19 protein-coding genes are annotated in these 22,989 nt (G+C 58.3%); 10 read left to right on the top strand and 9 right to left on the bottom strand.

Features of this window, described 5'->3' with window-relative positions:
* Window positions 1–72 precede the first annotated feature (72 nt).
* Window positions 73–2,526, bottom strand: a complete 2,454-nt coding sequence (locus HFP51_RS13195; protein WP_176876178.1) for a TonB-dependent receptor — start codon at window positions 2,524–2,526, stop codon at window positions 73–75.
* 166 nt (window positions 2,527–2,692) lie between these two features.
* Window positions 2,693–3,664 (bottom strand): LysR family transcriptional regulator, encoded by a 972-nt coding sequence (locus HFP51_RS13190; protein WP_176876177.1) that lies wholly within the window; start codon window positions 3,662–3,664, stop codon window positions 2,693–2,695.
* A 95-nt stretch (window positions 3,665–3,759) separates the two neighbouring features.
* Here HFP51_RS13190 and HFP51_RS13185 point away from each other — a divergent pair, with 95 nt between their 5' ends.
* From HFP51_RS13185 to HFP51_RS13175, 3 genes are all read left to right on the top strand, one after another.
* Window positions 3,760–4,281 carry a hypothetical protein gene (locus tag HFP51_RS13185; protein WP_255454673.1) on the top strand — a complete coding sequence of 174 codons (522 nt, stop codon included), beginning with the start codon at window positions 3,760–3,762 and terminating at the stop codon, window positions 4,279–4,281.
* A 143-nt stretch (window positions 4,282–4,424) separates the two neighbouring features.
* Entirely contained in the window at window positions 4,425–5,204 is a 780-nt protein-coding gene (locus HFP51_RS13180) for an STAS/SEC14 domain-containing protein (protein ID WP_176876176.1), read from the top strand.
* A gap of 42 nt (window positions 5,205–5,246) precedes the next feature.
* On the top strand, window positions 5,247–5,711 hold the full coding sequence (locus HFP51_RS13175; protein WP_176876175.1) for a cytidine deaminase: 465 nt from the start codon (window positions 5,247–5,249) through the stop codon (window positions 5,709–5,711).
* A 6-nt stretch (window positions 5,712–5,717) separates the two neighbouring features.
* Here HFP51_RS13175 and HFP51_RS13170 read toward each other — a convergent pair whose 3' ends face one another.
* From HFP51_RS13170 to HFP51_RS13155, 4 genes are all read right to left on the bottom strand, one after another.
* Window positions 5,718–6,653 (bottom strand): isopenicillin N synthase family oxygenase, encoded by a 936-nt coding sequence (locus HFP51_RS13170; protein ID WP_176876174.1) that lies wholly within the window; start codon window positions 6,651–6,653, stop codon window positions 5,718–5,720.
* Window positions 6,654–6,696: 43 nt separating this feature from the next.
* Window positions 6,697–7,938, bottom strand: a complete 1,242-nt coding sequence (locus tag HFP51_RS13165) for a NupC/NupG family nucleoside CNT transporter (RefSeq protein WP_176876173.1) — start codon at window positions 7,936–7,938, stop codon at window positions 6,697–6,699.
* Window position 7,939: 1 nt separating this feature from the next.
* The gene (locus HFP51_RS13160; RefSeq protein WP_176876172.1) at window positions 7,940–8,509 is read right to left on the bottom strand and encodes a TIGR00730 family Rossman fold protein; all 570 of its coding nucleotides are present in this window, start codon (window positions 8,507–8,509) and stop codon (window positions 7,940–7,942) included.
* Window positions 8,510–8,584: 75 nt separating this feature from the next.
* On the bottom strand, window positions 8,585–9,571 hold the full coding sequence (locus HFP51_RS13155) for an adenosine kinase (protein ID WP_176876171.1): 987 nt from the start codon (window positions 9,569–9,571) through the stop codon (window positions 8,585–8,587).
* 87 nt (window positions 9,572–9,658) lie between these two features.
* Here HFP51_RS13155 and HFP51_RS13150 point away from each other — a divergent pair, with 87 nt between their 5' ends.
* Both HFP51_RS13150 and HFP51_RS13145 read left to right on the top strand, forming a co-directional pair.
* On the top strand, window positions 9,659–10,312 hold the full coding sequence (locus tag HFP51_RS13150) for a queuosine precursor transporter (RefSeq protein WP_176876170.1): 654 nt from the start codon (window positions 9,659–9,661) through the stop codon (window positions 10,310–10,312).
* Window positions 10,313–10,352: 40 nt separating this feature from the next.
* Window positions 10,353–12,221, top strand: coding sequence for a cation:proton antiporter (locus tag HFP51_RS13145; RefSeq protein WP_176876169.1), 1,869 nt, complete (start codon window positions 10,353–10,355; stop codon window positions 12,219–12,221).
* Between the two features lie 12 nt (window positions 12,222–12,233).
* On the opposite strand, the gene HFP51_RS13140 is transcribed toward HFP51_RS13145, so the two are convergent.
* Window positions 12,234–12,944: an arylesterase gene (locus HFP51_RS13140; RefSeq protein WP_176876168.1), complete on the bottom strand. Its 711-nt coding sequence runs from the start codon at window positions 12,942–12,944 to the stop codon at window positions 12,234–12,236.
* A gap of 15 nt (window positions 12,945–12,959) precedes the next feature.
* Between HFP51_RS13140 and HFP51_RS13135 the strand changes: the two genes are divergently transcribed.
* The 5 genes from HFP51_RS13135 to HFP51_RS13115 all read left to right on the top strand — a co-directional run bounded on the left by HFP51_RS13135 (window position 12,960) and on the right by HFP51_RS13115 (window position 19,489).
* The gene (locus HFP51_RS13135) at window positions 12,960–13,661 is read left to right on the top strand and encodes an ABC transporter ATP-binding protein (protein ID WP_176876167.1); all 702 of its coding nucleotides are present in this window, start codon (window positions 12,960–12,962) and stop codon (window positions 13,659–13,661) included.
* Window positions 13,658–16,195 carry an ABC transporter permease gene (locus HFP51_RS13130; protein ID WP_176876166.1) on the top strand — a complete coding sequence of 846 codons (2,538 nt, stop codon included), beginning with the start codon at window positions 13,658–13,660 and terminating at the stop codon, window positions 16,193–16,195. The genes HFP51_RS13135 and HFP51_RS13130 overlap by 4 nt, the downstream gene beginning before the upstream one ends.
* A gap of 136 nt (window positions 16,196–16,331) precedes the next feature.
* Window positions 16,332–17,528 (top strand): acyl-CoA dehydrogenase family protein, encoded by a 1,197-nt coding sequence (locus tag HFP51_RS13125; RefSeq protein WP_176876165.1) that lies wholly within the window; start codon window positions 16,332–16,334, stop codon window positions 17,526–17,528.
* Between the two features lie 20 nt (window positions 17,529–17,548).
* Window positions 17,549–18,685: an acyl-CoA dehydrogenase family protein gene (locus HFP51_RS13120; protein ID WP_176876164.1), complete on the top strand. Its 1,137-nt coding sequence runs from the start codon at window positions 17,549–17,551 to the stop codon at window positions 18,683–18,685.
* Between the two features lie 240 nt (window positions 18,686–18,925).
* On the top strand, window positions 18,926–19,489 hold the full coding sequence (locus tag HFP51_RS13115; protein WP_176876163.1) for a PadR family transcriptional regulator: 564 nt from the start codon (window positions 18,926–18,928) through the stop codon (window positions 19,487–19,489).
* On the opposite strand, the gene HFP51_RS13110 is transcribed toward HFP51_RS13115, so the two are convergent.
* Window positions 19,453–19,764, bottom strand: a complete 312-nt coding sequence (locus tag HFP51_RS13110; RefSeq protein ID WP_176876162.1) for a hypothetical protein — start codon at window positions 19,762–19,764, stop codon at window positions 19,453–19,455. The genes HFP51_RS13115 and HFP51_RS13110 overlap by 37 nt on opposite strands.
* A gap of 107 nt (window positions 19,765–19,871) precedes the next feature.
* Window positions 19,872–22,757 (bottom strand): TonB-dependent siderophore receptor, encoded by a 2,886-nt coding sequence (locus HFP51_RS13105; RefSeq protein ID WP_176876161.1) that lies wholly within the window; start codon window positions 22,755–22,757, stop codon window positions 19,872–19,874.
* Window positions 22,758–22,989: the final 232 nt, after the last annotated feature.

Below are 22,989 nucleotides of genomic sequence, written 5' to 3'. Positions count from 1 at the left end.
AGGGACAGCCGCGCCACGGGAAAACGGCGCTGCCATCCCTTCAATATAATTCGCTCCCCGAAGGAAACGGACCTAGAAGTCGTAGCGGGCCCGAACCATCCAAGTACCTGGCGCATTGTAGTAAGTCGTATTGGCCAGGGTTGAGGAGTTATAATCTTCGCTGAAGCAATTGGTGCAAGTCAGCGAAACTTGCAGTCCCTCTTCAACTTCGGCCAGCGTAATTCCGGCATTCACCACAACATAGCCGTCATTATACGAACCAATCACATATTGGCCGTTGCCCGTCGTGTTGAACATGCCCGGACCTGATTGGTAAATCGTCACATTGCTGGTGCCGGATTCATAGGATGAGCGGAAGGCCGCATTCACCGTTGGTGTCAGTGTCCAATTGTCACCCAGCGGCATTTCATAGCTGATGCCGCCGGCAATGGACCAGTCCGGTGTACGCACTGGATCGGCAATGCTTCCGTCCGGTGTGACGATACCGGCGCCGCATGCTGGCGAGGTCATGCCACCTGCCAGTGCCGCAAGACACGTCGCTTGCTGGGACGCCACCGAGCTCACACCGAACTGATCGACAGCCGGCGCGTTGCGATCAATACTATACTGATCGTCCTGCCAACCAAGGCTTGCAAAGATGTTGAGTCCATCCGCTGGTGCCAGCGTCAGTTCCGCTTCGATGCCGTAATTCTCATAATCGGCAAAGTTACGCGTGATGAAGGCGATTGTGCCATTTCCGCGGACAAAGGCAGACGGCGTCTGCAATCCGCTCGTATCGGCATAGTAGGCCGTCACGTTCAGGCGAGCCATATTGTCCCAAAACTCACTGCGAACGCCCGCTTCATAGCTCCAGGTCGTCTCCGGACCGAAAGGCAACAGTTCCGAGCCTGACGTACCGCGAGCATTCCAGCCGCCCGACTTGAACCCGCGGGTCGCCGAGATGAAGAACAACAGATCGTCATTTGGTTCATAGCTCAACGCAAAACGCGGGGTGAAGATGCTCACCGATTGCTCATCGGGAATCGTTGCGCCGTTAGTCGCGACCAGGTTGAAGTTACTGAGACAGCCGGGAGCCGCCTGGTCGCCATTACACACCGGGCGATTATCGCGGATCTGGAAGGTCTTTTCCTCATCCGTCCAGCGGAGACCGGCGGTGAAGGTGAACTCATCGGTGAAGTTCACGTCAGCCTGTGCGTAGAGCGCAAAGGCTTCCGCATCATTGTCGATCACACGATCGGCGAGCAGGAACGGGAAGCCGACGGCACCGAACAGATCGGCAAAGTCAGTGCGGGTTTCCTCATAGAAATAATAGCCGCCCGCCACATAGTCGACCAAGCCATCGCCAAATGACCCGTTGAAGCGCACTTCCTGGGTAATCTGCGTGTTTTCCTGATCATTGAAGATATTGAAACCACCGAAGGGCGAGCCGATCACCGCTGGGAATGGATTGCCCGCGTTCGGCCCGAACCGACCATCGAAAAAGTCGAGATTGAACTGCTGGACCAGGCTCTGATAGCCGGTGATGAACGCAACCGAGAGGTTATCACCAAGCTCGAGCTCAAGGTTTGACGTAACCAAATCCATATCCGAGCGACTGCCCAGGCCGTAATTTGCCTTGCGTCCCGATATACCGGGAACCGGGCCGGCGCTGGTTTCAGATGCCCCGGTTGTTGCAAAACGCGTGCTGCAACTTGCCGGTGTTGCTGGATCAATAGAACGACACGGGAAATTCAGCATATTTTCGCCGTCATTGTTGATCCGCGCATAGGCGATGTTCCATTCGGCAATGTCGGCCGCCAGGCGGAACGCAATGCGCGCGCCATAACCATCATTATCGTTCAACGTTTCGCCGGTCGTAATGTTCTGCACATAGCCATCATCGTCCTGATAATAGCCGCTGACCTTGAAACCTGCCGTGTCGCTGACCGGGATATCCATCGAGCCGCGGACCATGATCCGATCGAAGCGGCCATAACCGATTTCGGCAAAGCCACCGAACTCATCGCCCGGCTCACGCAATACGATGCTGATCGCACCACCGGTCGTGTTGCGGCCGAACAGGGTTCCCTGAGGCCCACGCAACACTTCGACACGCTCGACATCGAACAGGCTCAGATTGTTGCCGTTCTGACGCGCCATATAAACCTGGTCGACATAGGTGCCGATCGGCGGATCGAAGGTAGCGATCGACTCGGTGTTGCCGATACCGCGCAGGAAGTAGGCATTGGCTGCGCCAAGCCCGGTATTGTTCTGCGCAATCAGGTTGGGAATGAACTCACCCAGCTCAAGCGTGTTTCCAATACCGCGCGATGCGAGTTCGTCTGGGGAAAAGGAGGAAATCGCGATCGGAATGTCCTGGACATTTTCCTCACGCCGCTGCGCGGTCACCACAATCGTGCCGAGGCCGCTTTGACCGGCGACCGGTGTGTCGCCTTCCGCTTGCGCATGGGCCGGAGCCGATGCGAGAGCCGCGGCAAGCGCCGCCCCTGACAATGTAAGTTTAAAACCCGTGCTAGTGGCGACCATTTTGTTTCTCCCTAAACCCAATCGCTATCTGACTATGACAATATCTCGACCCACTCAAGATTTGTCCGGACAAATTAATCATTATATAAATAGTGTGGCCAAGCAACCACGCATGGGCGCGTGATGGCCAACAACTCGTAAATTGCTTGCTACAACTGATGGTAGTCTATGCTGCTGCCTTCGCGATCCCGGGCCGCAAACTATCGGTAACCTCCAACAGATCATGAATCAGGGCCTGCGCAGCTGGCTGCAGGGCCGAGCTCCGCCGGGTGACCAGCATACCGATGCGTTCGGAAGGAAATTCTGTGCGGTGGAGCGTATGGAACTGGCCAGCCATGGTTTCGTTGATCACCAGTTCGCTAGACAATAGCGCAATACAATCACTCTGGGCGATCATCGCCTTGGCAATACCGACCGAATCCATATCGATCGTATTGGTCGGCGGTTCGACACCGGCTGCCAGAAAGGTCGAGCAGATCTTCCGCCACCGGCCACCCAACGTACCCGAGGTTGCCCAGGTCTGCTGAGACAGATCGGCAAGCGTTACATCGGAACGACCAGCAAGCGGATGATCATGGCGCATGACGATCAGATCCGCGTCGTGAAACAAGGGTTGGCTTTCCAGCAGAGGATCGATCTCAAAGTTCGGTAATGGGCAGCTGGACACGAATTCGACTTCGCCGTTCAACAAGCGCTCGAACAATATGTCGGACGATCCGGTCGACAGGCTAACCTTGATATTCGGACGGCGCCGGCGATAGCGGAGTAATGTCTGCGGCGCGATCCGCGAAACGAAGGACCAGCCGATCCCGGCCCGGACATAGCCGTCTTCCACCCCGCGAAGAGCGCTGAGCTCAGCCGCCGCCAGCCGTGCTTCGGAAAGAATAACCTTGGCGCGCCGCGCCAGGGAATGCGCGAAGATTGTTGGTGCCGGACCATAGGGTCCGCGCTCGAACAGCTCGACGCCAAGCTGTTCCTCTAGCTTTTTCACACTCTTCGAGATCGCCTGCTGCGTAACACCGTTATCCGTGGCGGCCCGGCCGAAATGACGCAAATCATAAACGGCCAGGAAATGCTGCAATTTTCGTGGATCCATCGATGGTTTGATAAATCGACTGCGAAGGTGACTGTCCTTCATATCTCTCTCCTGGCTGGGCGCCCTATACCATTGGTTGTTGGAATCGATCAATTTGGCTGTGGTAAATATGTGGTGATTCACACAAGGGAGACCCAATGGGCATTCCGAGCAACAATAAGGCGATCCTGGCCGATTCAATGCCTGCAATGGTCAAACATGCCGGTGTCTGGGAAGGCACCTATCGCCACGTAGACACCAACGGTACCGAGATTGATTACCATGATGCGCGGATAGTCTGCGAATTCCCGTCGTCCGGTGACATCGCCTATGTCCAGCACAACCTGTTCCGCTGGGCCGATGGCCAGGAGCAACGCGCCATGCTTCCCGGCGTCTATCGCGATGGGAAACTATGGTGGGACATGCCGACCTTCCATGGCTATGCCTGGGAAACGGAAGACGAAATCCTGATGCTCAACCTCACGCGCCGCGACGAACCCGGCGCCAATTTCGTCGAGATTATCGTAATGGGCGATATTGGCGATCGCCGCTCACGCACCTGGCATTGGTTCAAGAATGGCGCGCTCTACAAACGCACATTGTGTGAAGAGTCACGGGTGTCGACGGCTGTGCACCCAGATGACCCCGCCTTCACACCGGGAACCGGTTTGCACGCCTGAACGTGCCGCCTGGGTCAAAAATGACAGATTCCCGCTAATCCGCAGGACTAAATTTTCGAAATTTGCCCGAGATCAATGCATTCTGCGACTCGCCCGATATCGTGTGTCCATTGGTGATAGAAACTCATGAGACGGAGGTAATTATGCTCAATTTTCTTCCCAGCGATGATACGGTGATTGCCGTGCAAGTCAGTGGCCATGTCTCCCACAAGGAGATGAATGCGCTAATGGAAAAGCTCGAATATGCAGTCGAGAATAACGACGAGACGCATTTCTATTGCGAGATCGCCGATTATGAAGGCTTCGAGACGGACGGCTTTACGCTGATCATGTCGCGCGGCTGGCAATTGGTTGGCAAGCGCGAGAAGCTCGGTCGGATTGCTGTGGTGACCGATACGAGTTGGCTCCGCTGGGCCGCCCGTATCGAAAGTGCTCTGCTGCCCGGCATTTCATACGAAACCTTCACGATGGACGAGCGCGACCAGGCGCTCGCCTGGGCCAAGGGCGAGACGGAGCTGCCGCATCGCGCTGCCTTCAGCATCATCGAAACCAATAATCCCGACGTGCTGGGATTTGAGCTCAGTGGCAAGATATCGGCGGCTGAAATGGACGCCCTATCCGAGCATTTCAACGAGATGCTGGAAAATGACCAACCCAAGCGGCTTTTGGGACGGTTCAAAAATTATGCTGGCTTCTCTCCTGCCGGAATCGTCGACGAGGATTTTTGGGCGATGAAGCGGGGCATGATCCGCACGCTCAACCGCTATGCCGTCGTCGGTGCGCCGCCTTGGATGGCGACGATGATCGAAGCGCTCGATCCACTGTTCCGGGTCGAGATTCGTGCCTTTGATGCGGACAAGGAAGCTGAAGCCTGGGAATGGTTGGAAGCCGAACCCGCTGCGGAGCATGGCCTGGCGGCATAAAGCAATATTGGTGATCGGCCGCCTCTCGTCTAAGACCTGCCCATGGCAGACAAAGATGACAGCGCGGCCGCACTGATTGAGCGTGCCCGCAAAGCAGCAACCAGGGCCTATGCGCCCTATTCCGGTTTTTCCGTTGGCTGTGCGATCGAAGCCGAGGATGGCAGCATCGCCACTGGCAGCAATATGGAAAATGCCTGCTATCGGCTCGGAACCTGTGCGGAGATTTCCGCGCTGACTTCCGCGCAACAGGCATTTGGGCTTAGCAAGATCCGCCGCATCGCCGTGGCCGGTGGCCATCTGGGTGACGATGGAATGCTAGTCGGCGCCCAGGCCGTGACACCCTGTGGTGGCTGTCGCCAGGCAATTGCCGAGGCCAGTGATCTCGCTGATCATGATATCCAAGTGATCAGTGCATCAGGCGATGGTGAGACGGTTTCAACCACGACGATCGCAGCGCTTCTGCCCGCCAGCTTTGGACCGAAAAATCTTAAAGATGCAGACGGCTAGCGCCGGCTAGACCAGATTGATCTCGCGCAGGCGTTCCAGCAGATAATCATGCGAGCTGAGCGGCTCGGGATAGCGATTGGGCTTGCCCTCGCCAATGCAGCTCGGCAGCGTTTCAATCATGTAATCAGGCTTGAAATGCAGAAAAAACGGCATGGAGTAGCGCGAAAAGCGGCGCCTTTCGGGTGCCGGGTTGACCACCCGATGCGTTGTCGAAGGCAGCACATGATTGGTCAGCCGCTGCAACATATCGCCGATATTGACCGCCAACTCGCCCTCGCGCGGTTTAACGGGCAACCATTCACCATTGGCATCAAGCAGTTCGAGACCTGCTTCTTCGGCGCCCAGCAATAATGTGATGGTGTTGATGTCCTCATGGGCTGCAGCACGGACACCCGGCGCATCGGCCGGCACAGGCGGATAGTGAATGAGCCGCATCACCGAGTTGCCATCTTCCACAGTATCGTCGAAGAAATCCGGGGCGAGGCCTAGATAGGTGGCGATCGCGGTCAGGATCCGCATGCCCGCACCTTCCAGTGCATCATACAGCGCGGCGAAGGTTTCGTGAAAGCCCTCTACCTCTTCGGGCCAAATATTGGGCGGCATCAAATCCGCAAAGCGATGGCCCTCGGGCAATGAGCGCCCGACATGCCAGAATTCCTTCAGGTCGTGTTCGGTCGCATCCTTGGCGACTTCAATGCCGAACGGCGTATAGCCGCGCGCGCCGCCACCACCTTCAATAAAATATCTCCGCTTCACCTCTTCCGGCAGCGCGAAAAATTCGCGCAGCTTCGCATCAGCCTCGGCGATCAGATCGCTGGATATGCCGTGATCGGATACGATCGCGAAACCATAGGTTTTGAAGGAATTGCCGATCTCGTCCGCAAAGGCGGCCGCATCCCGGTCCGAATCCTGGAGAGAAACCGAAGCAATCGTATCAGGCACAATGAATTCCTATGAACGCTAATGACTCAATATTGCGCCGACTTTACACGCTCAGCATCAATCCCGCGAGGGCTGCACTCATCAAATTTGCAAGCGAACCGGCGGCCAGTGCTTTCAAGCCCAGCCGCGCGATAACCGGGCGCTGGTTGGGCGCGAGCCCGCCTGTTACGGCCATCTGGATCGCAATCGACAGGATGTTCGCGAACCCGCATAGCGCAAAGGTAACGATCGCTACGCTACGCTCCGACAATCCACCCTCACCCGCTCCCAGTGCGATAAAGGCGACAAATTCATTGAGCACGATCTTGGTGCCGAACAGGCCGCCGGCGGCCAGTGATTCATCCCAGGGAATACCGATCAAATACATGATCGGGGCAAAGATATAGCCGACAAGCTGCTGGAAGCTGAGCTCGGGATAGCCAAACCAGCTACCTGCCCCTGCGAGCAACCCATTGGCGAGCGCGACCAGCGCGACAAAGGACAGCACCATCGCACCGACCATCACGGCGATTTTCACGCCGGTTTGTGCGCCCATCGACGCGGCCATGATGACATTGGCCGGCTTTTCTTCTTCATATTGGACATCGACCGGGGTCGCCGGTTCGGCTGCCAGATCTTCGGGCCGATCGGGCATGATGATCTTTGCCATCAGTATCCCACCGGGCGCTGACATGAAGGCGGCCGCGAGCAGATAATCAATCTGGATCCCCATCGCCGCATAGGCGGCCAGGATGGTCCCGGCGACGCCGGCCATGCCAACGCTCATCACGGTGAACAGCTGCGCGGGTGTAAGGGTAGCCAGATAGGGCCGGATCACCAGCGGCGATTCCGATTGGCCAACAAAGATGTTCGCCGCCGCACATAGCGACTCAACCTTGGTGATGCCGGTCACCTTCTGGATTCCGCCGCCGACCCATTTGATGATGAACTGCATGATGCCGAGATAATAGAGAATCGAGACGAGCGAGGCGAAAAAGATGATCACCGGAAGCGCGGCAATCGCAAAGCTGTTGCCGCCAATTTCCGGAGTGGCGAGCGGGCCGAAGATGAAGTTCGTCCCTTCCTGCGCATAGCCCAGCAGGTTCGATACACCGCGCGCCATGCCGGCAATCGCGGCCCGGCCCCAATCGGAATAAAGCACGAGTACGGCGATACCCGCCTGCAAACCGAACGCAGCGCTGACGACGCGCAACCGGATGGCCTTGCGATTGGAGGAGAGCAACAAAGCGAGCCCAAGGATCAAGGCCATACCCGCCAGGCTCATCAAAATGCTGGTGATATCCATATTACCAGGTCATCCCTTGTTTGGCGCCGTTGGCAGCGTGCGCAAGTTGCTCGATCGCATCGCCAATCTGGGTCGCGACCAGCATTTGCTCGCGTCGCGCCTCTGAAATAAAGCCATTGGCCACCACATGATCGACAAAGCTGATCATGGAATCCCAGAACCCACCGGTATTGAGCAGCAGAAAAGGCTTGGCGTGATAGCCGAGCGCATTCCAGGACCAGGCTTCGAACAATTCATCGAGCGTCCCGATGCCGCCAGGCATTGCGATGAAGCCGTCGCACAGATCGGTCATCTTGGCTTTGCGCTCATGCATAGACGTAACGATATGCAATTCGGTCAGCCCCTGATGCGCGACTTCGAGATCAACTAAAGCTTCAGGAATGACGCCATGAACTTCGCCATTACCGGCGAGCACGGAATCGGCAATGATTCCCATAAGCCCCAGCTTACCACCGCCATAGACAAGGCCGATATCGCGCTTGGCCATTTCGGCGCCAAGCTGCTCGGCTGTATCGGCAAAGAGCGGGTCCGCGCCGCTGTTCGCCCCGCAATATACCGCCAATCTCTTCATTCAATTGCCCCCGGCATTAATTTCCGTGTGGGAAGACCTGCTGGGCATGCAGTCCGATCCCGCGCTTGTAAACGGTCAATCATCGACGAGATGGGAGAGTTTTCCGAGCGGGCGGGCGCCGTAATCGGCAATCACCTCGGCCGCTGTGCGGGCGCCGAGCATCAGGCTTGTCTCCAGCGGGCGGCCACGCGCATGGCTGGCGAGGAAGCCAGCGGCGAATAGGTCGCCAGCCCCGGTCGTATCGACGATGGCGCGCGGGCGGACCGCCGAAACGGTAATCGTTGCGCCGCCCTGCGCTGCCAATGCGCCATGCTCCCCGCGTGTAATGACGCACAGATCGACATGCTCGCCAAGTTCGGCAACCGCTTCGTCCAGATCCGTTCGTCCCGCCAGCGCGCGCGCTTCTTCTTCGTTTCCGAACAGGATATCGACGCGCCCGCTTTCGAGCAGTGCGCGAAAATCCGGGCGATGGCGATCGATGCACGCTATGTCCGATAGGGTGAAGGCCACCGGCCGACCTGCTTTATGCGCAAGATCCGCCGCATGTTTCATTGCAGCGCGCGGCGGTGCGTGATCCCAGAGATAGGCTTCGAGATAAACGATTGTCGCACGGGCAATCTGGTCGGCATCGACACCATCGACGGACAGATGTTCCGACGCTCCACGATAGGTATTCATCGTGCGTTGGGCGTCCGGCGTGACTAGAATCAGGCAGCGGCCGGTTGTAATATCCTCGGTGAGCGCCGGGGTATCAAAGGCCACGCCCTGGGCACGAATGTCATGCGCGAAGATCGTGCCCAGCTGGTCGGAACCGATCTGGCCAATAAAGGCCGCGCGTCCGCCAAGCGCAGCGATACCCGCCATGCTGTTGGCGGCCGATCCGCCGCTCGTTTCCTGAGCCGGGCCCATCCGCGCATATAGTTGCTGCGCTTCCTCCCAGTCGATCGTCCGCATCGATCCCTTGGGCACACCCACTTCGGCCAGCAGCGCTTCATCCGCCGGCGCGATCACATCGACCACGGCATCGCCAATCGCCAGCACGTCAAAATCGGTATCGGTCAATCGGCTCTCACTTTGTTGCGTGTCCTTGAGCGGTTCTTGTTGACCGCCCCTCTTTTGTCGAAGCCAAGAACAGGATAGGGAATTGCGATGTCAACTGCACCCGCACCGCTATCGCGCTCACTCTTCGTTTTTTCAATCCTCTATGGCGGGATGACCTGCATAGCCGGGGTTCTTGCCTTTAAACAGGTTGCGCTGGGACCGCTTGCGGTGGAAGCCGGAATCTTCGCATTTTTGATGCTGGTGGTCATCTCCAGCGCGATCGCGCAGATCCATGGCCAGGGCACAGCCAACCGCCTCGTGCTGTTCGGATTTATCCCGCTGGCCGTATCGGTACTGCTGATCGTGCTCGTCCTCTCGCTCCCGGCTTCGTCGGAAATGCCAGCAGGGAATCTCTCTTCTTTCGAGACAGTTATGGCGCAAACCCCACGCATCATGCTGGCTGGCCCGATCGCCTATGGCGTCTCGCTGCTGCTCAATGTGAAGATCTTCTCCGCCTTGCGCGGTGCCGCTGGCGATAGTGGTTTCGGGGTCATGGTTCGCGGTGCGATCGCCTCAGCGCTGAGCCAGTCCCTCGACACACTGATTTTCGTTACCGTGGCCTTTTACGGCGAATTCCCGATTGGTTCGCTGATCATGGGCCAGATGCTCGCCAAAATCGTCCTTTCGGCCGTGCTCGTGCCGCCACTGATCATCCTGATCGTAAAGCTGGCCAAGCGCCTGGATGAATCGCCGATGAGCTAAGCGGCCAGCAGATGACATTTCGCACGGGGACTGAAACGCAATGACAGACTATCTGCTGCTGATCTTCATGTTCCTGATCGCCGGGGTCATTGCCGTGCCGCTCGCCACCCGCTTCGGGCTTGGGTCGGTGCTCGGATATCTGATCGCCGGCATGGTGCTGAGCCCGTCGCTCACCCTGTTTGGCGTCGACATCGTCTCGGTCCAGCATTTCGCAGAATTCGGCGTCGTGATGATGCTGTTCCTCGTCGGCCTCGAGCTTGAACCACGCTTGCTCTGGGAAATGCGATCCAAGCTCCTGGGGCTAGGCGGATTGCAAGTTACCGGGACCGCCGCCGCCGTCACCGGTGTCGCTCTATTGCTTGGCCAGCCCTGGACGATCGCGCTCGCCATCGGACTGGTTCTCGCCCTCTCCTCAACCGCGATCGTGCTCCAGACCCTCAACGAGAAGGGCCTGATGCGCAGCGATGGCGGCCAATCGAGCTTCGCCGTCCTGCTGTTCCAGGATATTGCCGTCATTCCGATGCTGGCCCTGATCCCGCTGCTCGCTCTGCCGGAGCTTGTCGAAATCGTTTCGCATGGCTCCGGCGAAGATCATGGCAGCGGGCTGAGCCTCGTCGAAGGCCTCCCGGCCTGGCAGGCGGGCTTGGTGACATTGGGCGCGGTATTCGCGGTTGTTGCTGGCGGTGCTCTGCTCACGCGTCCAATCTTCCGCTTCGTCTCGATGGCAGGCTTGCGGGAGCTGTTCACGGCGACCGCGCTGATGATGGTCGTCGGCATCGCCTTGCTCATGTCACTGGTCGGGCTATCGCCAGCGCTCGGCACGTTCCTTGCCGGGGTGGTCCTCGCCAACAGTGAATATCGACACGAGCTGGAATCGAATATCGATCCGTTTCGCGGACTGCTGCTCGGCCTGTTCTTCATGACCGTCGGCGCCGGCATCAATTTCGACCTGCTCTCCGCCAATGCCGCCATGATCGTCGGTCTTACGCTCGGGCTGATCGCGCTAAAGATACTGATTTTGCTGCTGTTATCGCAATTCTTCTCGTTGCGCGGTGCCGATCGCTGGCTGTTTGCGCTGGGCTTGGCCCAGGCCGGCGAATTCGGCTTTGTACTTCTCTCGCTGACGGTTGCCAGCGGTGTCATCCCCTCCGCGATCGCCGACCAACTGCTGCTGATCGTCGCCTTGTCGATGATCCTGACCCCCTTGCTCTTCATTCTCTACGACAAGGTGATCGCGCCCCGTTTTGCCGATAGTGATGGCGGCGAGGCCGATACGATCCATGACCAGGAATCGATAATCATAGCCGGCCATGGCCGCTTTGGCGGGATCGTCAATCGGCTGGTGCGCGGTGCCGGCTTTGAGACAACCGTTGTCGACTATAGCTCGGCCCAGCTCGAGATGATCCGCACCTTTGGCATGAAGGCCTATTTCGGCGATGCGACCCGGCCCGATCTCTTGCATGCGGCCGGAATCAATGAAGCCAAGGTTCTGGTTATCGCCATCGATGGGAAGGAGCAGATCACGAACCTCACCCGCTATGTGATCCAGAACTATCCGCACATCCATGTCGTCGCGCGCGCCGTCGATCGGACCCATGTCTATGATCTCTATTCGATCGGCTGCCGGGATATTATCCGCGAATCCTATGATAGTTCGATCCGCGCCGGACGGTCTGTCCTTGAAGCGCTCGGGATCGATCGGCCGCACGCGGAACAGATGGCCGCGGCCTTTGAATCTCTCGATCGCAAGTCCATGGTGGAGGTCGCCACAGTGTATGACATCGATGTGCCGATCCACGAAAATGAGGCCTATGTCGCCAAGATCCATGCCATGCGCGAGGATTGGGAGGCCCAACTATCCGGGACAATGGCGGAACTGCGGGACGCCAAGACGGACGATAGCGCCTAGGCGTTTTCGCCCTTACTCTTCAGCGAGTTCCGTCTCGACGAGATCCGTCAGCTGCGCGACCACGCGATCAATGCCTTCTGCCGTCGGATGGATGCCGTCTGCCAGCATCAGCGATGGATCCTGGATCACGCCGTCGAGAAAGAAGGGATAGAGCGGCGCGTCATATTGCGCAGCCAGCTCGCCATAAATCGGGTTGAATGCTTCGGCATAATCCGCGCCAAGATTGGGCGCAGCGACCATGCCCGTGAGCATCGCATCGACATCGCGCGCCTCAAGCTCATCGAGAATGGCGGTGAGATTTTCCCGCGTCTGTTCCGGACTCAGTCCGCGCAGCATGTCATTGCCGCCAAGGCCGACGATCACGAGATCCGGCGCGCGATCGAGTCCGTCCAGCGTAAAGGCCAGCCGCTGGCGCCCGGCGGCGGTCGTATCGCCGGACACGCCTGCATTGAGGACGCGCACCGATCGGCCTCGCTCGGTAAGGGCGCGCTGTAGCTCCGGCGCAAATCCTTCATCCTGCGAAAGGCCGTATCCAGCGTAGAGGCTGTCACCAAAGGCAACGACCAGTTCGTCATATTCTTCGCGGCCGGCCGTTGCGGTTTCAGCTTCGCTTCCTACATTTCGATCAACTGCAGGCTCGCTACTGCCACCGTCATTTGCACAGCCAGCAAGCGGTTGGACAGCCAAGAGCAATGCGCCATAGATGCAGAGTTTCACGTTCAAGGATTTCCCTTTCCGATGTCAGATCCCGCCAGCGATGCCGCTATCGCAATCCGTGCCAGCAATGTCACCCTGTCCTTGGGCAGCGCTGGCGCGCAAGTCGATATCCTGCGCGGCATCGATCTCGATATAGGAGCTGGCGAGAGCCTTGCCATTCTTGGACCATCGGGATCCGGCAAATCGTCATTGATGGCGATCCTCTCCGGGCTCGAGCAGGCGAGCGGCGGTTCTGTCAGCGTCGCGGACGTCGATTTCACCTCGCTCGACGAAGATGGCCTGGCCCGTGCACGGCGCGGCAGGATCGGCATCGTCCTGCAATCCTTCCATCTGCTGCCAACCATGACGGCCCTGGAAAATGTGGCTGTGCCGCTGGAGCTTGCTGGCGCCGAAAACCCGTTCGAGATCGCCACCGCAGAACTTGAGGCCGTCGGTATTGGCCATCGTTTGAGCCATTATCCGACCCAGCTTTCAGGCGGCGAACAGCAGCGGGTGGCGATTGCGCGCGCCTTGGCACCGGGGCCCAAGATTGTCTTTGCCGACGAACCGACGGGTAATCTGGATGCCGCAACCGGTGGCTCAATCATCGACGTATTGTTTGAGCGCAAAGCAGCCGCCAATTCGACGCTCGTTATCATTACCCATGATGTAAGCCTCGCCGAACGCTGCGATCGTATCGTTGAAATGAAGGACGGCAAGATCGTCTCGGATCGCCGCCCATGAGCGGATCGTCTGCGAAGACATTGGACTGGCGCGCCAGTGCCAAGATCGCCTGGCGCGATCTATCCGGCGGTTTTCGCGGGCTGAGGCTATTGTTCATCTGCCTGTTCCTGGGCGTTGCGACTCTCGCCGCCATTGGCAGCATGACCGCCTCGATCACGGGCGAGCTTTCGGCGCGCGGGCAGACCATGTTGGGCGGCGATGTCGAAATCGCGATGACCCAGCGCGAGGCCAATGCCGAAGAACTGGCCGCGATGCGCGATGCTGGTGAGCTCAGCGAAACAATCCGCATGCGGGCCATGGCACAGCGCGCCGACACCGCTGAAGACGGCCCGCAGGCGGTGCTCAGCGAATTGAAGGGCGTCGACGCAATCTATCCGCTCTATGGCGATCTTGAGCTGCAATCCGGGATGCTGACCGCTGAACTGGCCGCTGACGAGATTGTCATCGGCCAGTCGCTCGCCGATCGCCTGCTGCTCTCGCCCGGCGATCCGCTGCGTTATGGCGAGGCCGAGTTCACGATCCGCGACATCATTGTCGACGAGCCGGACCGGGTTGGCGAAGGCTTCACCCTTGGCCCTGTCTCGATCACCTCGATAGACGGTCTGCGCCGCACCGGTCTGATCCAGCCGGGCAGCCTTTATGAAAGCAAATATCGCCTGCGCCTCGCGCCCGGCGTCGATCCCGCCGCCGCGGCCGATGCGCTGGAAGCGCAATTCCCCTCAGCCGGGTTCGAGTTCAAGGATCGCGACCGCGCGTCCCCTGGCGCATTTCGCTTTTTTGAGCGGATGGGGCAATTTCTCTCGCTCATCGGCCTGACTGCGCTGATTATCGCCGGTATCGGCGTCGGCAATGGTGTCGCCTCCTATCTCGGGCGCAAACGCCCAGGCATCGCAACCCTCAAGATTTTGGGTGCGACCTCGTCCGATATTGCCCGCATCTATGCCGTGCAGATCGGTATTGTCGCTGCCTTCGCGATCGTCATCGGACTTGCCGTCGGAGCGATTGCAACGCCGTTGATTGTGACAGCGATGGGCGATCTATTGCCTGTTGCACCGGGGATCTCTTTCCACCCGATACCCTTGTTGATCGCCGCGATTTACGGCGTGCTGATCGCGACCATGTTTGTATTACCGCCCCTCGCCCGCGCCCGGACCGAACCGGCCGCAGCGCTGTTTCGAGGCCTGGTAGAACGCCATAGCCGGATTGGTGCGCGGACCATGTTCCGCGTCGCTCTGGCGGGCGGCGCAATCATTGCCATTGCTCTGTTGAGCGCACGGGAAATGATGTTCTCGGCCACGGTGATTGGCGCCACCGGCGCAGTGCTGCTCTTGCTTTATGCGCTGGGCTATGGCGTGCGAACCGTCGCCAAACATATTCCACGTCCCCGCAATCCTATGCTGCGGCTCGCCATCACCAATATTCATCGTCCCGGCTCGCAATCGCCAGCGATCGTGATCGCGCTGGGCCTGGCACTGACGCTGTTTGTGACGCTGGCTGGCATCCAGACAAGCCTGACCTCGGAAATTCGCAACACGGTTCCCGAAACGGCGCCCGACTTCTTCATTCTCGATATTCCGGTCGCCGAAGAAGCGCGGTTCCGAGAGATTGTTGAAGAGGAAGCCGCCGGAACCGAGCTCAATCTTGTCCCGACCCTGCGCGGGACGATTGTTGAATTTGGCGGGCAGCGGGTGTCCGAGCTTGAGGAACTGCCCGAGGGCGCCTGGTTCCTGCGCGGTGAGCGTGGCGTCACCTATAGCGATATCCTGCCCGAAGGCAGCGACCTGACCGATGGCGAGTGGTGGCCGGCCGATTATGACGGCCCGCCGCTCGTATCGCTCGACCGCGAAGCGGCCAGCACCATGGGCGTTGAGATTGGCGATACACTCGTCGTCAGCGTTCTCGGGCGTGAAATCGAAACCGAAATCGCCTCCCTGCGCGAAGTGAATTGGGACACGATGGGCTTCAACTATATCATGGTGATGTCGCCCAACACCTTGCAGGACGCCCCGCATACGCTCGCCTCGACAATCGCGCTTGCGAGCGGCGACGAGGCCGAACTGTCGCGCGCCGTGCTGGCCGCCTTCCCGTCCGTTTCGATCATCGAAGTACGCGAGATTATCGGCCAGGTGACAACCCTGCTCGGCCAGATGGCCGCCGCGATCATTGCTGCGGCCACCGTCTCTATCATTGCTGGTATCGCCGTGCTGATCGGCGCGATCGCCGCCTCTAACCAGGTACGCAGCTATGACAGCGTCATCATGCGGACCCTTGGCGCAACGCGTCGGCAGATCCTCCTGACCCAGGCGATCGAATATGCGCTGTTGGCGGCGGTACTGGCGATCGTGGCGCTCGGGCTGGGATTGCTCGCCGGGTGGAGCGTGATTGTCCAGATTTTCGAATTCACATGGACTCCGGACTGGACCGTGGTGCTCGGCACTCTGGCTGCTGGAACTTTACTGACGCTGGGAATCGGATTGCTCAGCGCGATTCCGCTTATGTCCGTGCGGCCAGCGCGCGCTCTTCGCCAGCTCTGATCTGCACTTTTGCACCAGAAATCCGGTCCGATTTGCCCCCTGTACCCGATAACGGGTTGACTGCCCTGCCCTTGCCGCGTCAGTGAATAGGAAAGCCCGCAGCCAATGCGGCTGCGCAGAATAGGAGAGCGGTCCGATGAACCTGGAATTCAGCCCTGAAGAAATCGCCTTTCGTGACGAAGTACGTACTTTCATCGAGAGCAATTACCCCGAACATTTGCGCGAAACTGGCTTGCGTGAAGATTTGGGCCGGGACGACATGCTCGCCTGGCACAAGATACTGGGCAAAAAGGGTTGGTCGACCCCCGCTTGGCCGACTGAATATGGCGGCACGGGCTGGTCGCCGACGCAGCGCTATATCTGGTCGGAAGAAAATGCCCGGGTCAACGCGATCATGCCTCTCCCATTTGGCGTTTCGATGGTTGCGCCGGTTATCTACTCCTTCGGCAATGAAGAGCAGAAGGCGCAGCATCTACCAGGCATCCAGAGCGGTGAAGTCTGGTGGTGCCAGGGTTATTCCGAACCGGGCGCCGGTTCCGATCTTGCCTCGCTCAAGACCACTGCAGTGCGCGACGGCGATCATTATGTGATCAACGGCCAGAAAACCTGGACGACGCTGGCCCAGTATGCCGATTGGGGTTTCTTCCTGTGCCGGACCGATCCTGACGCCGCGAAACCGCAGGAAGGCATCAGCTTCATCCTGGTAGACATGAACACGCCGGGCATTGAAGTGCGCCCGATCAAGCTGATCGACGGCGGATATGAAGTGAATGAAACCTGGCTCACCGACGTCCGCGTGCCAGTCGAGAACCTGGTGGGTGAAGAGAATAAGGGTTGGACCTATGCCAAGTTCCTGCTCGCCCATGAACGCTCCGGCATTGCTGGCGTGGCACGCTCAAAGCGCGGCGTCGAAAATCTGCGGGACATCGCAAAATCCGAAACGCTTGACGGGCAACCGCTGATGACCGACCTGGATTTCGCCCGCAAGGTCAGCCAGCTCGAGATTGATCTCGCCGCGCTCGAAATCACCGAGTTGCGAACGCTGGCCGGCGAGCAAGCTGGTCGTGGTCCGGGACCGGAAAGCTCGATCCTCAAGGTAAAGGGCACCGAGATCCAGCAGCGCCTGACCGAGCTGACGCTTGAAGCTGTCGGCCATTATGGCACGCCCTATTACAGCAATATCGCCGATGCCGGTTCCAATGAGTATCCGGTTGGGCCCGACTATGCCCAACATGCGGCGTCGCTCTATTTCAACATGCGCAAAACCTCGATCTACGGTGGATCCAACGAGATCCAGCGCAATATCATCACAAAAATGATTCTCGGCCTTTAGGTCGAACACGGGAGAGTATCGTGGATTTTAACTTCACTGAAGAACAGGGCATGGTGCGCGACAGCCTCGCGCGAATGGTGCGCGAGCAATATGATTTCGACACGCGCCGCACGGTCGTCGAGAGCGACGCAGGCTGGCGCCCCGAAGTCTGGGCACAACTTGCCGAGCTCGGGCTGTTCGGCATGCCCTTCTCCGAAGCCGATGGCGGTTTTGGCGGGGGACCGGTCGACTCGCTGGTGGTCATGGAAGAATTTGGCAAAGGCCTGGTTGTCGAGCCCTATGTGCCAACCGTGGTCTGTGCAGGTGGGTTCCTTAAACATGCGGGGACTGACGCGCAGAAGGCCGATCACCTTGCCTCGATCATTGATGGCAGCCGGGTGTTCGCCTTTGCCTATGCTGAACCCAAAGGTCGCTATGACCTTGCGGATCTCGAAACGACCGCGAAACGCGATGGCGACAGTTATGTCCTAAACGGACACAAGGCAGTCGTGATCGGTGCGCCCTGGGCCTCCCATCTGATCGTTACGGCGCGCACCAGCGGAGACCGGCGTGATGCGAGCGGCGTATCCGTATTTGTCGTGGCCAAAGATGCCGATGGCGTCGTGGCGCGTGACTATCCGACCTATGACGGTCGCCGCGCTTCCGAAGTCTATTTCGAGAATGTCTCGATCCCGGCCGATGCGCTGATCGGCGAAGAGGGCAATGGCTTGCCGCTGGTCGAACGCGTTGTCGCAGAAGCGATCGCCGCACAATGCGCCGAGGCGTGCGGTGCAATGAAGGTCGCCCATGAAATGACGGTCGAATATTCTCGCCAGCGCAAGCAGTTTGGCGTCGCGATCGGCAGCTTCCAGGTGCTGCAGCACCGGATGGTCGATATGTTCATGGAATATGAGCAGTCCGTATCGATGACCTACCTCGCCACCTTGCGGCTCGACGATGATGATCGCCAACGCCAGCTGGCCAGCTCAAGCGCCAAGGTTCGGGTCGGACAAGCCGCGCATCATATCGGCCAGGAAGCGATCCAGATTCATGGCGGCATGGGCATGACCGACGAGCTCGCAATCGGCCATTATTTCCGCCGCCTGACGCTGTTCGACAGCGAATTTGGCAATGTCGATCATCATATGAAACGACATGTCGCGCTTTCGGCGGGATGAACAAGATTTCAAAATAATTGCCAAATTTTTCAAGGATTCAATAGCCTGTCTGGCGCGGCGACTGCGGCGGGAGCTGCATCCGATTTGGTATATGATCAATGGCGGAATGGATTCTTGCCTCTACAGAAGATATGGCCGTTCACCGACGGAGTTGGTGCTTCGGCAACGCAATGTTCTTGTTGCGAGTGCTACTGACCCAGTTGGGTGATGCGATCGAATGGATGATCCCTGGGGGGACAAATGGCCGATCAAGAAGAATTGCCAACACTGAGCGAGCATGAAGGCGCGCTGTTGGATGTCGTGCGCCGCCACGAACCCGTGACCGGATACCAGATCGCCCAGATATACGGGAAAAGCCCCGTTGCCTCCTTCAACAAGAGCAAGGGACAAATCTATCCCATGATCCGCCGCTTCAACAAAGCGGGGCTGATCGAAGGCAGCTTCGTCGAAGGAGATGGCCGGGGGACCGAAATCTGGCGCTGCACCAAGACTGGACTCGATGCGTTGCGTGTATGGTCGCGCCAGATTCTGGACGCCCATCTACTGCTCGATGATCCGCTGCGGACCCGCGTAATGGCATTTGACCTTCTCTCCGAGCAGGAGCGTCTCGAGTGGATTGTCGATGCCAAGGCAAAGATCGCGGAAAAGATTAAGCAGGTCGAAGATTTTCACACCGACCTCGACGTACCGTTCGAGAGCTTTGTCCGCGACAATTCGATGAGCGCTTTGCGGATGCGGATGGATTGGCTTGATCGAATGTTGTTTACCTATTCAGGCACGCTGGGGCGCGACGACCGGGGCTGAGACCGCCAAGTCCGCGCCGAAAATGAGTGCATCTTTACGAGATCAAATTTGAGTCCGCGCAAGAAAGCGAGACGAGCTTCGAATTCCGCAATAGCAAGCGCATCGGCATAGGCGTCAAATGCTGAATCGGATTTGGATTGTGCAGTCTTGATGTCGGCAATCTGCTCGATCGTCTGGGCTTCGAGCGCTGCCACACGTGCCGGACGTTCGTCGTGGGGCACCTGGCTCAGCCGCGCAATCATGTCGCGCATGGATCGCAGTGATTTTGCCATCATCTTCTGCCTGTTCGGAACGTCAGATTTCGATCTCCAAAAAAAATGGCGGGGGTAGGACTTCCAAAACCACCCCCGCCATCACACTAGAACGTGACCAAACGTCCTAACTAGAACCGGAGACGTCCGGTAACCGAGTAGCGACGGCCCAGCGTGTCATAGGTCGTCGGGTATGTGTTGCCCGAGTTGAACGCGCTCGAACCGATGAACGAGCTGACATTCGGCGGATCACGATCGAGCAGGTTCTGGACGCTGAACGTCACATCGAAATTCTCGCTGACGTTCGAACGAACCGTCAGGTCGAAATAGGATGCATCGTCGGTCGCGGCATATTCCGGCAAGGTATTGCCGAACGCACCGTTCAACGGCTCGAGCCCCATTCCGTCGATCCAGCGCCACAGCAGCGAGATATCTGCGATATCGTCGATGCTCAGTGTGGTCCGCAGATTGAATGCCCATTCCGGCGTCAAAGGTTCGCAGTTGCCGCCATAGAAACCGACGCATTCGCGATTGATCGAAAGCGGTGTTGCCTGGAACAGCAGTTCATCTGTCCATGTACCGTTGAGATCGAAGTTCAGTCCACCAAAGCTCAGCGGGAAGGTGTAGTTGACCCGGAAGTCGACACCACTGGTTTCGATGACACCCAGGTTAGACCGTTGCAGGATCAGGCCAAGCGTTTCGCCACCACCGTTCAACGAACCGTTGATCGGGTTACGGCCAATACTCGCACATGCCGTTGGGTCCGTCCCGTTACCGTCGCTGTTGGCACCGTAACATGGGATGAGGATATCGCCTGGTGTAGGCACACTCGATGCACCTGTTACCTTGATGTTGAAGTAATCGACTGAGACAACCAGACCCGGAACCTGCGGCGGAGTTGCCACGAGGCCGAGAGTTATCGAGTCGGCTTCTTCCACATCCAGATTGACGTTGCCGCCAGTCGTCGCGTTGATCTGTGCCGCAGACGGTTGCGGAATCGCACCAATGGCGGCCGCAGGTGCACCCTGAGCGACGCAGATAGCCGTCAGAGTGGCGTTACCAACCGGGTTGGCGCCGGCGCACGGGTCGGTCGGCAATGGCGTCAAACCAGTTGTAACCGGAGCAAAAAGTTCGCCAATGTTCGGCGACCGCACAGAGACCGAGTAGATGCCGCGGAAGCGGAAACCTTCAAACGGTTCCCAGCTACCACCCGCTTTCCAGGTAACCGACGTACCGGTGTTGGAATAATCCGACACACGGATGCCGCCTTCAGCCTGGAGGCTGTAGAAGCCCGGAACGTCTTCGAGAATCGGAACGATCAACTCGGCAAAACCTTCGATGACATCATACTGGCCATTGAAGGTCGGCGCAGGCGCACCGGAACCCAGGACCTCGCCTTGCGTACCTGCCGACACGTCAGCCACACGACTGGCGCCATAATCGCGATACTCGACGCCAACAGCGAAGCCGATTGGGGTTTCCGTAAAGAAGCCAGTCTCACCAAACGTACCATTGAGTGAAGCGTTAACGACCGCAAGCGACGTCGAGTCAGTAAAGCCTGACGGCTGGTTGAAGAAAGCGACCGAGCGCGGATCGATATTCGTTCCAGCCGGTCCGCCACCCGCAAGATTGATCGGGAAGCAACCATTTGACGGATCGAAACAGGTTGTCGGGCTCGTCGCATTGAGCGCCTGTTCGATGCGTGATTTCAGGCCCCAACCTACGCGCGTGATCGTTCTCTGAGATTCGCCATAAGTCGCGTAAACATCGTAGCTCAACGTCGGGCTTAGATCGCCGCGGAAACCGGCCCAAACCTGGAACTGGTTTGTCACAATATCGCTGTTACGCGGGCCCTGTTCGACGAGACGACGATTGATGATCGTCTGTGGAGCCAGATAGTTTGGATCACCTGGTCCAGTCGCTTGACCTGCCGCCGTACATGTCGCCGGATCAATCGGCGTCGCAAAGCTGGCGCAGATCTGCTGGCGAACCGTTTCGGTTAGGAACGGATTGTTGAGCGGAAGCGTAAAGGGCGCACCGAACAATCCAGATGGCGCGAGGCGCAGGCTAACCGTCGAGTTCGTGAACATTGCCCGTGAGTAGACTTCAATGCCCGGCGTTACTTCATAACGCGCAGAACCGAAGATGTTCCAGCGCTCAAGCGGCGTCTGGAAAAAGTTGAACGGCGCGTAGTTGAAGGTATTCGGAGTACCGACACCAAGTGCCGAACCATCCTGCAAATACTGATTCCCATTGAATGCCGTTGGCACGGACGTACCCGAACCAACCTGCTGACCGCCAAGGAACAAAGCGTTCTGCGAGATCGTCCGATTGGACTGTAAAACGTCATCGACTTCCTGATAGCCCATCGAGAGAACCGCGTTACCGCGACCATCGTCGAAATTGGCACCCAGCGTAAGATCTGCCCGGATCCGTTCGCCGTCACCGCGCTCGGTGATTCCGTAGGTCATCGCAGCTTCCATGCCTTCAAAGTCACGACGCAGAACGAAGTTGGCAACACCCGAGATGGCGTCAGCACCATACACCGAAGAAGCACCACCGGTGATGACTTCAACCCGCTCAACAAGAGCAACCGGGATGATGTTCAAGTCAGTCCGCGAACCGATCGTCGAAGGTACGAGACGCGTACCGTCGAGAAGAACAAGGTTACGGCCGGTACCCAGGTTACGAAGGTTCAGCGAAGCCGTACCGTTCGAACCGTTGTTGACCGAGCTGTTCGTACCCGGTGCGATACCCGGCAGTTCACCGATCAGCTCTTCAGCGTTGGTTGCCTGACGAAAATCCATTTCGTCCTGGCCAACGACCTGGATCGGGCTCGACTGTTCGAGGTTCGGGTTCGTGATGCGCGTGCCGGTAACGATGATCGCCGGCTGGTTGCTGCTTGCAGCCGCCAGCTCCTCACTATCCTGTGCAAAGGCTGGCGTGCTCGCAAAGCCGATAGCCGCGGTCCCCAAAAGCAACCGCCGAAGCGACTGCGTACGCGTCAAAGATGTCATGGTGGATTCCTTATTGGTCATTGAAACTAAACCTTCCCCTTGTCGAAACAGTGAACCGAGACACGCGAGCCGTCGGTTATGGCCTTCAAATTTCGCGCTCCGACTCCTCAGTTTCGTCCATGCGCCCGCAGTTCCTGCTGGCACCTCAGATGCGCGTATATGCAGATGCCCTTTCCCAGCCTCAACTGAAATATAGTGCGACTCGCACTTTAATTTGCCTCTGTGGCATCAT

Source organism: Parasphingopyxis sp. CP4 (assembly GCF_013378055.1).
GTDB lineage: Bacteria > Pseudomonadota > Alphaproteobacteria > Sphingomonadales > Sphingomonadaceae > Parasphingopyxis.
The sequence above is the reverse complement of the archived record's forward strand: the minus strand, read 5'-3'. Positions and strand labels throughout refer to the sequence as shown.

Bases quoted from the DNA above. Each gene is read 5' to 3' on its own strand.
- HFP51_RS13195 (WP_176876178.1), bottom strand. From the start codon at position 2,526: ATGGTCGCCACTAGCACGGGTTTTAAACTTACATTGTCAGGGGCGGCG.
- HFP51_RS13190 (WP_176876177.1), bottom strand. From the start codon at position 3,664: ATGAAGGACAGTCACCTTCGCAGTCGATTTATCAAACCATCGATGGAT.
- HFP51_RS13185 (WP_255454673.1), top strand. From the start codon at position 3,760: ATGGGCATTCCGAGCAACAATAAGGCGATCCTGGCCGATTCAATGCCT.
- HFP51_RS13180 (WP_176876176.1), top strand. From the start codon at position 4,425: ATGCTCAATTTTCTTCCCAGCGATGATACGGTGATTGCCGTGCAAGTC.
- HFP51_RS13175 (WP_176876175.1), top strand. From the start codon at position 5,247: ATGGCAGACAAAGATGACAGCGCGGCCGCACTGATTGAGCGTGCCCGC.
- HFP51_RS13165 (WP_176876173.1), bottom strand. From the start codon at position 7,938: ATGGATATCACCAGCATTTTGATGAGCCTGGCGGGTATGGCCTTGATC.
- HFP51_RS13160 (WP_176876172.1), bottom strand. From the start codon at position 8,509: ATGAAGAGATTGGCGGTATATTGCGGGGCGAACAGCGGCGCGGACCCG.
- HFP51_RS13150 (WP_176876170.1), top strand. From the start codon at position 9,659: ATGTCAACTGCACCCGCACCGCTATCGCGCTCACTCTTCGTTTTTTCA.
- HFP51_RS13145 (WP_176876169.1), top strand. From the start codon at position 10,353: ATGACAGACTATCTGCTGCTGATCTTCATGTTCCTGATCGCCGGGGTC.
- HFP51_RS13135 (WP_176876167.1), top strand. From the start codon at position 12,960: ATGTCAGATCCCGCCAGCGATGCCGCTATCGCAATCCGTGCCAGCAAT.
- HFP51_RS13130 (WP_176876166.1), top strand. From the start codon at position 13,658: ATGAGCGGATCGTCTGCGAAGACATTGGACTGGCGCGCCAGTGCCAAG.
- HFP51_RS13125 (WP_176876165.1), top strand. From the start codon at position 16,332: ATGAACCTGGAATTCAGCCCTGAAGAAATCGCCTTTCGTGACGAAGTA.
- HFP51_RS13115 (WP_176876163.1), top strand. From the start codon at position 18,926: ATGGCCGATCAAGAAGAATTGCCAACACTGAGCGAGCATGAAGGCGCG.
- HFP51_RS13110 (WP_176876162.1), bottom strand. From the start codon at position 19,764: ATGATGGCAAAATCACTGCGATCCATGCGCGACATGATTGCGCGGCTG.
- HFP51_RS13105 (WP_176876161.1), bottom strand. From the start codon at position 22,757: ATGACATCTTTGACGCGTACGCAGTCGCTTCGGCGGTTGCTTTTGGGG.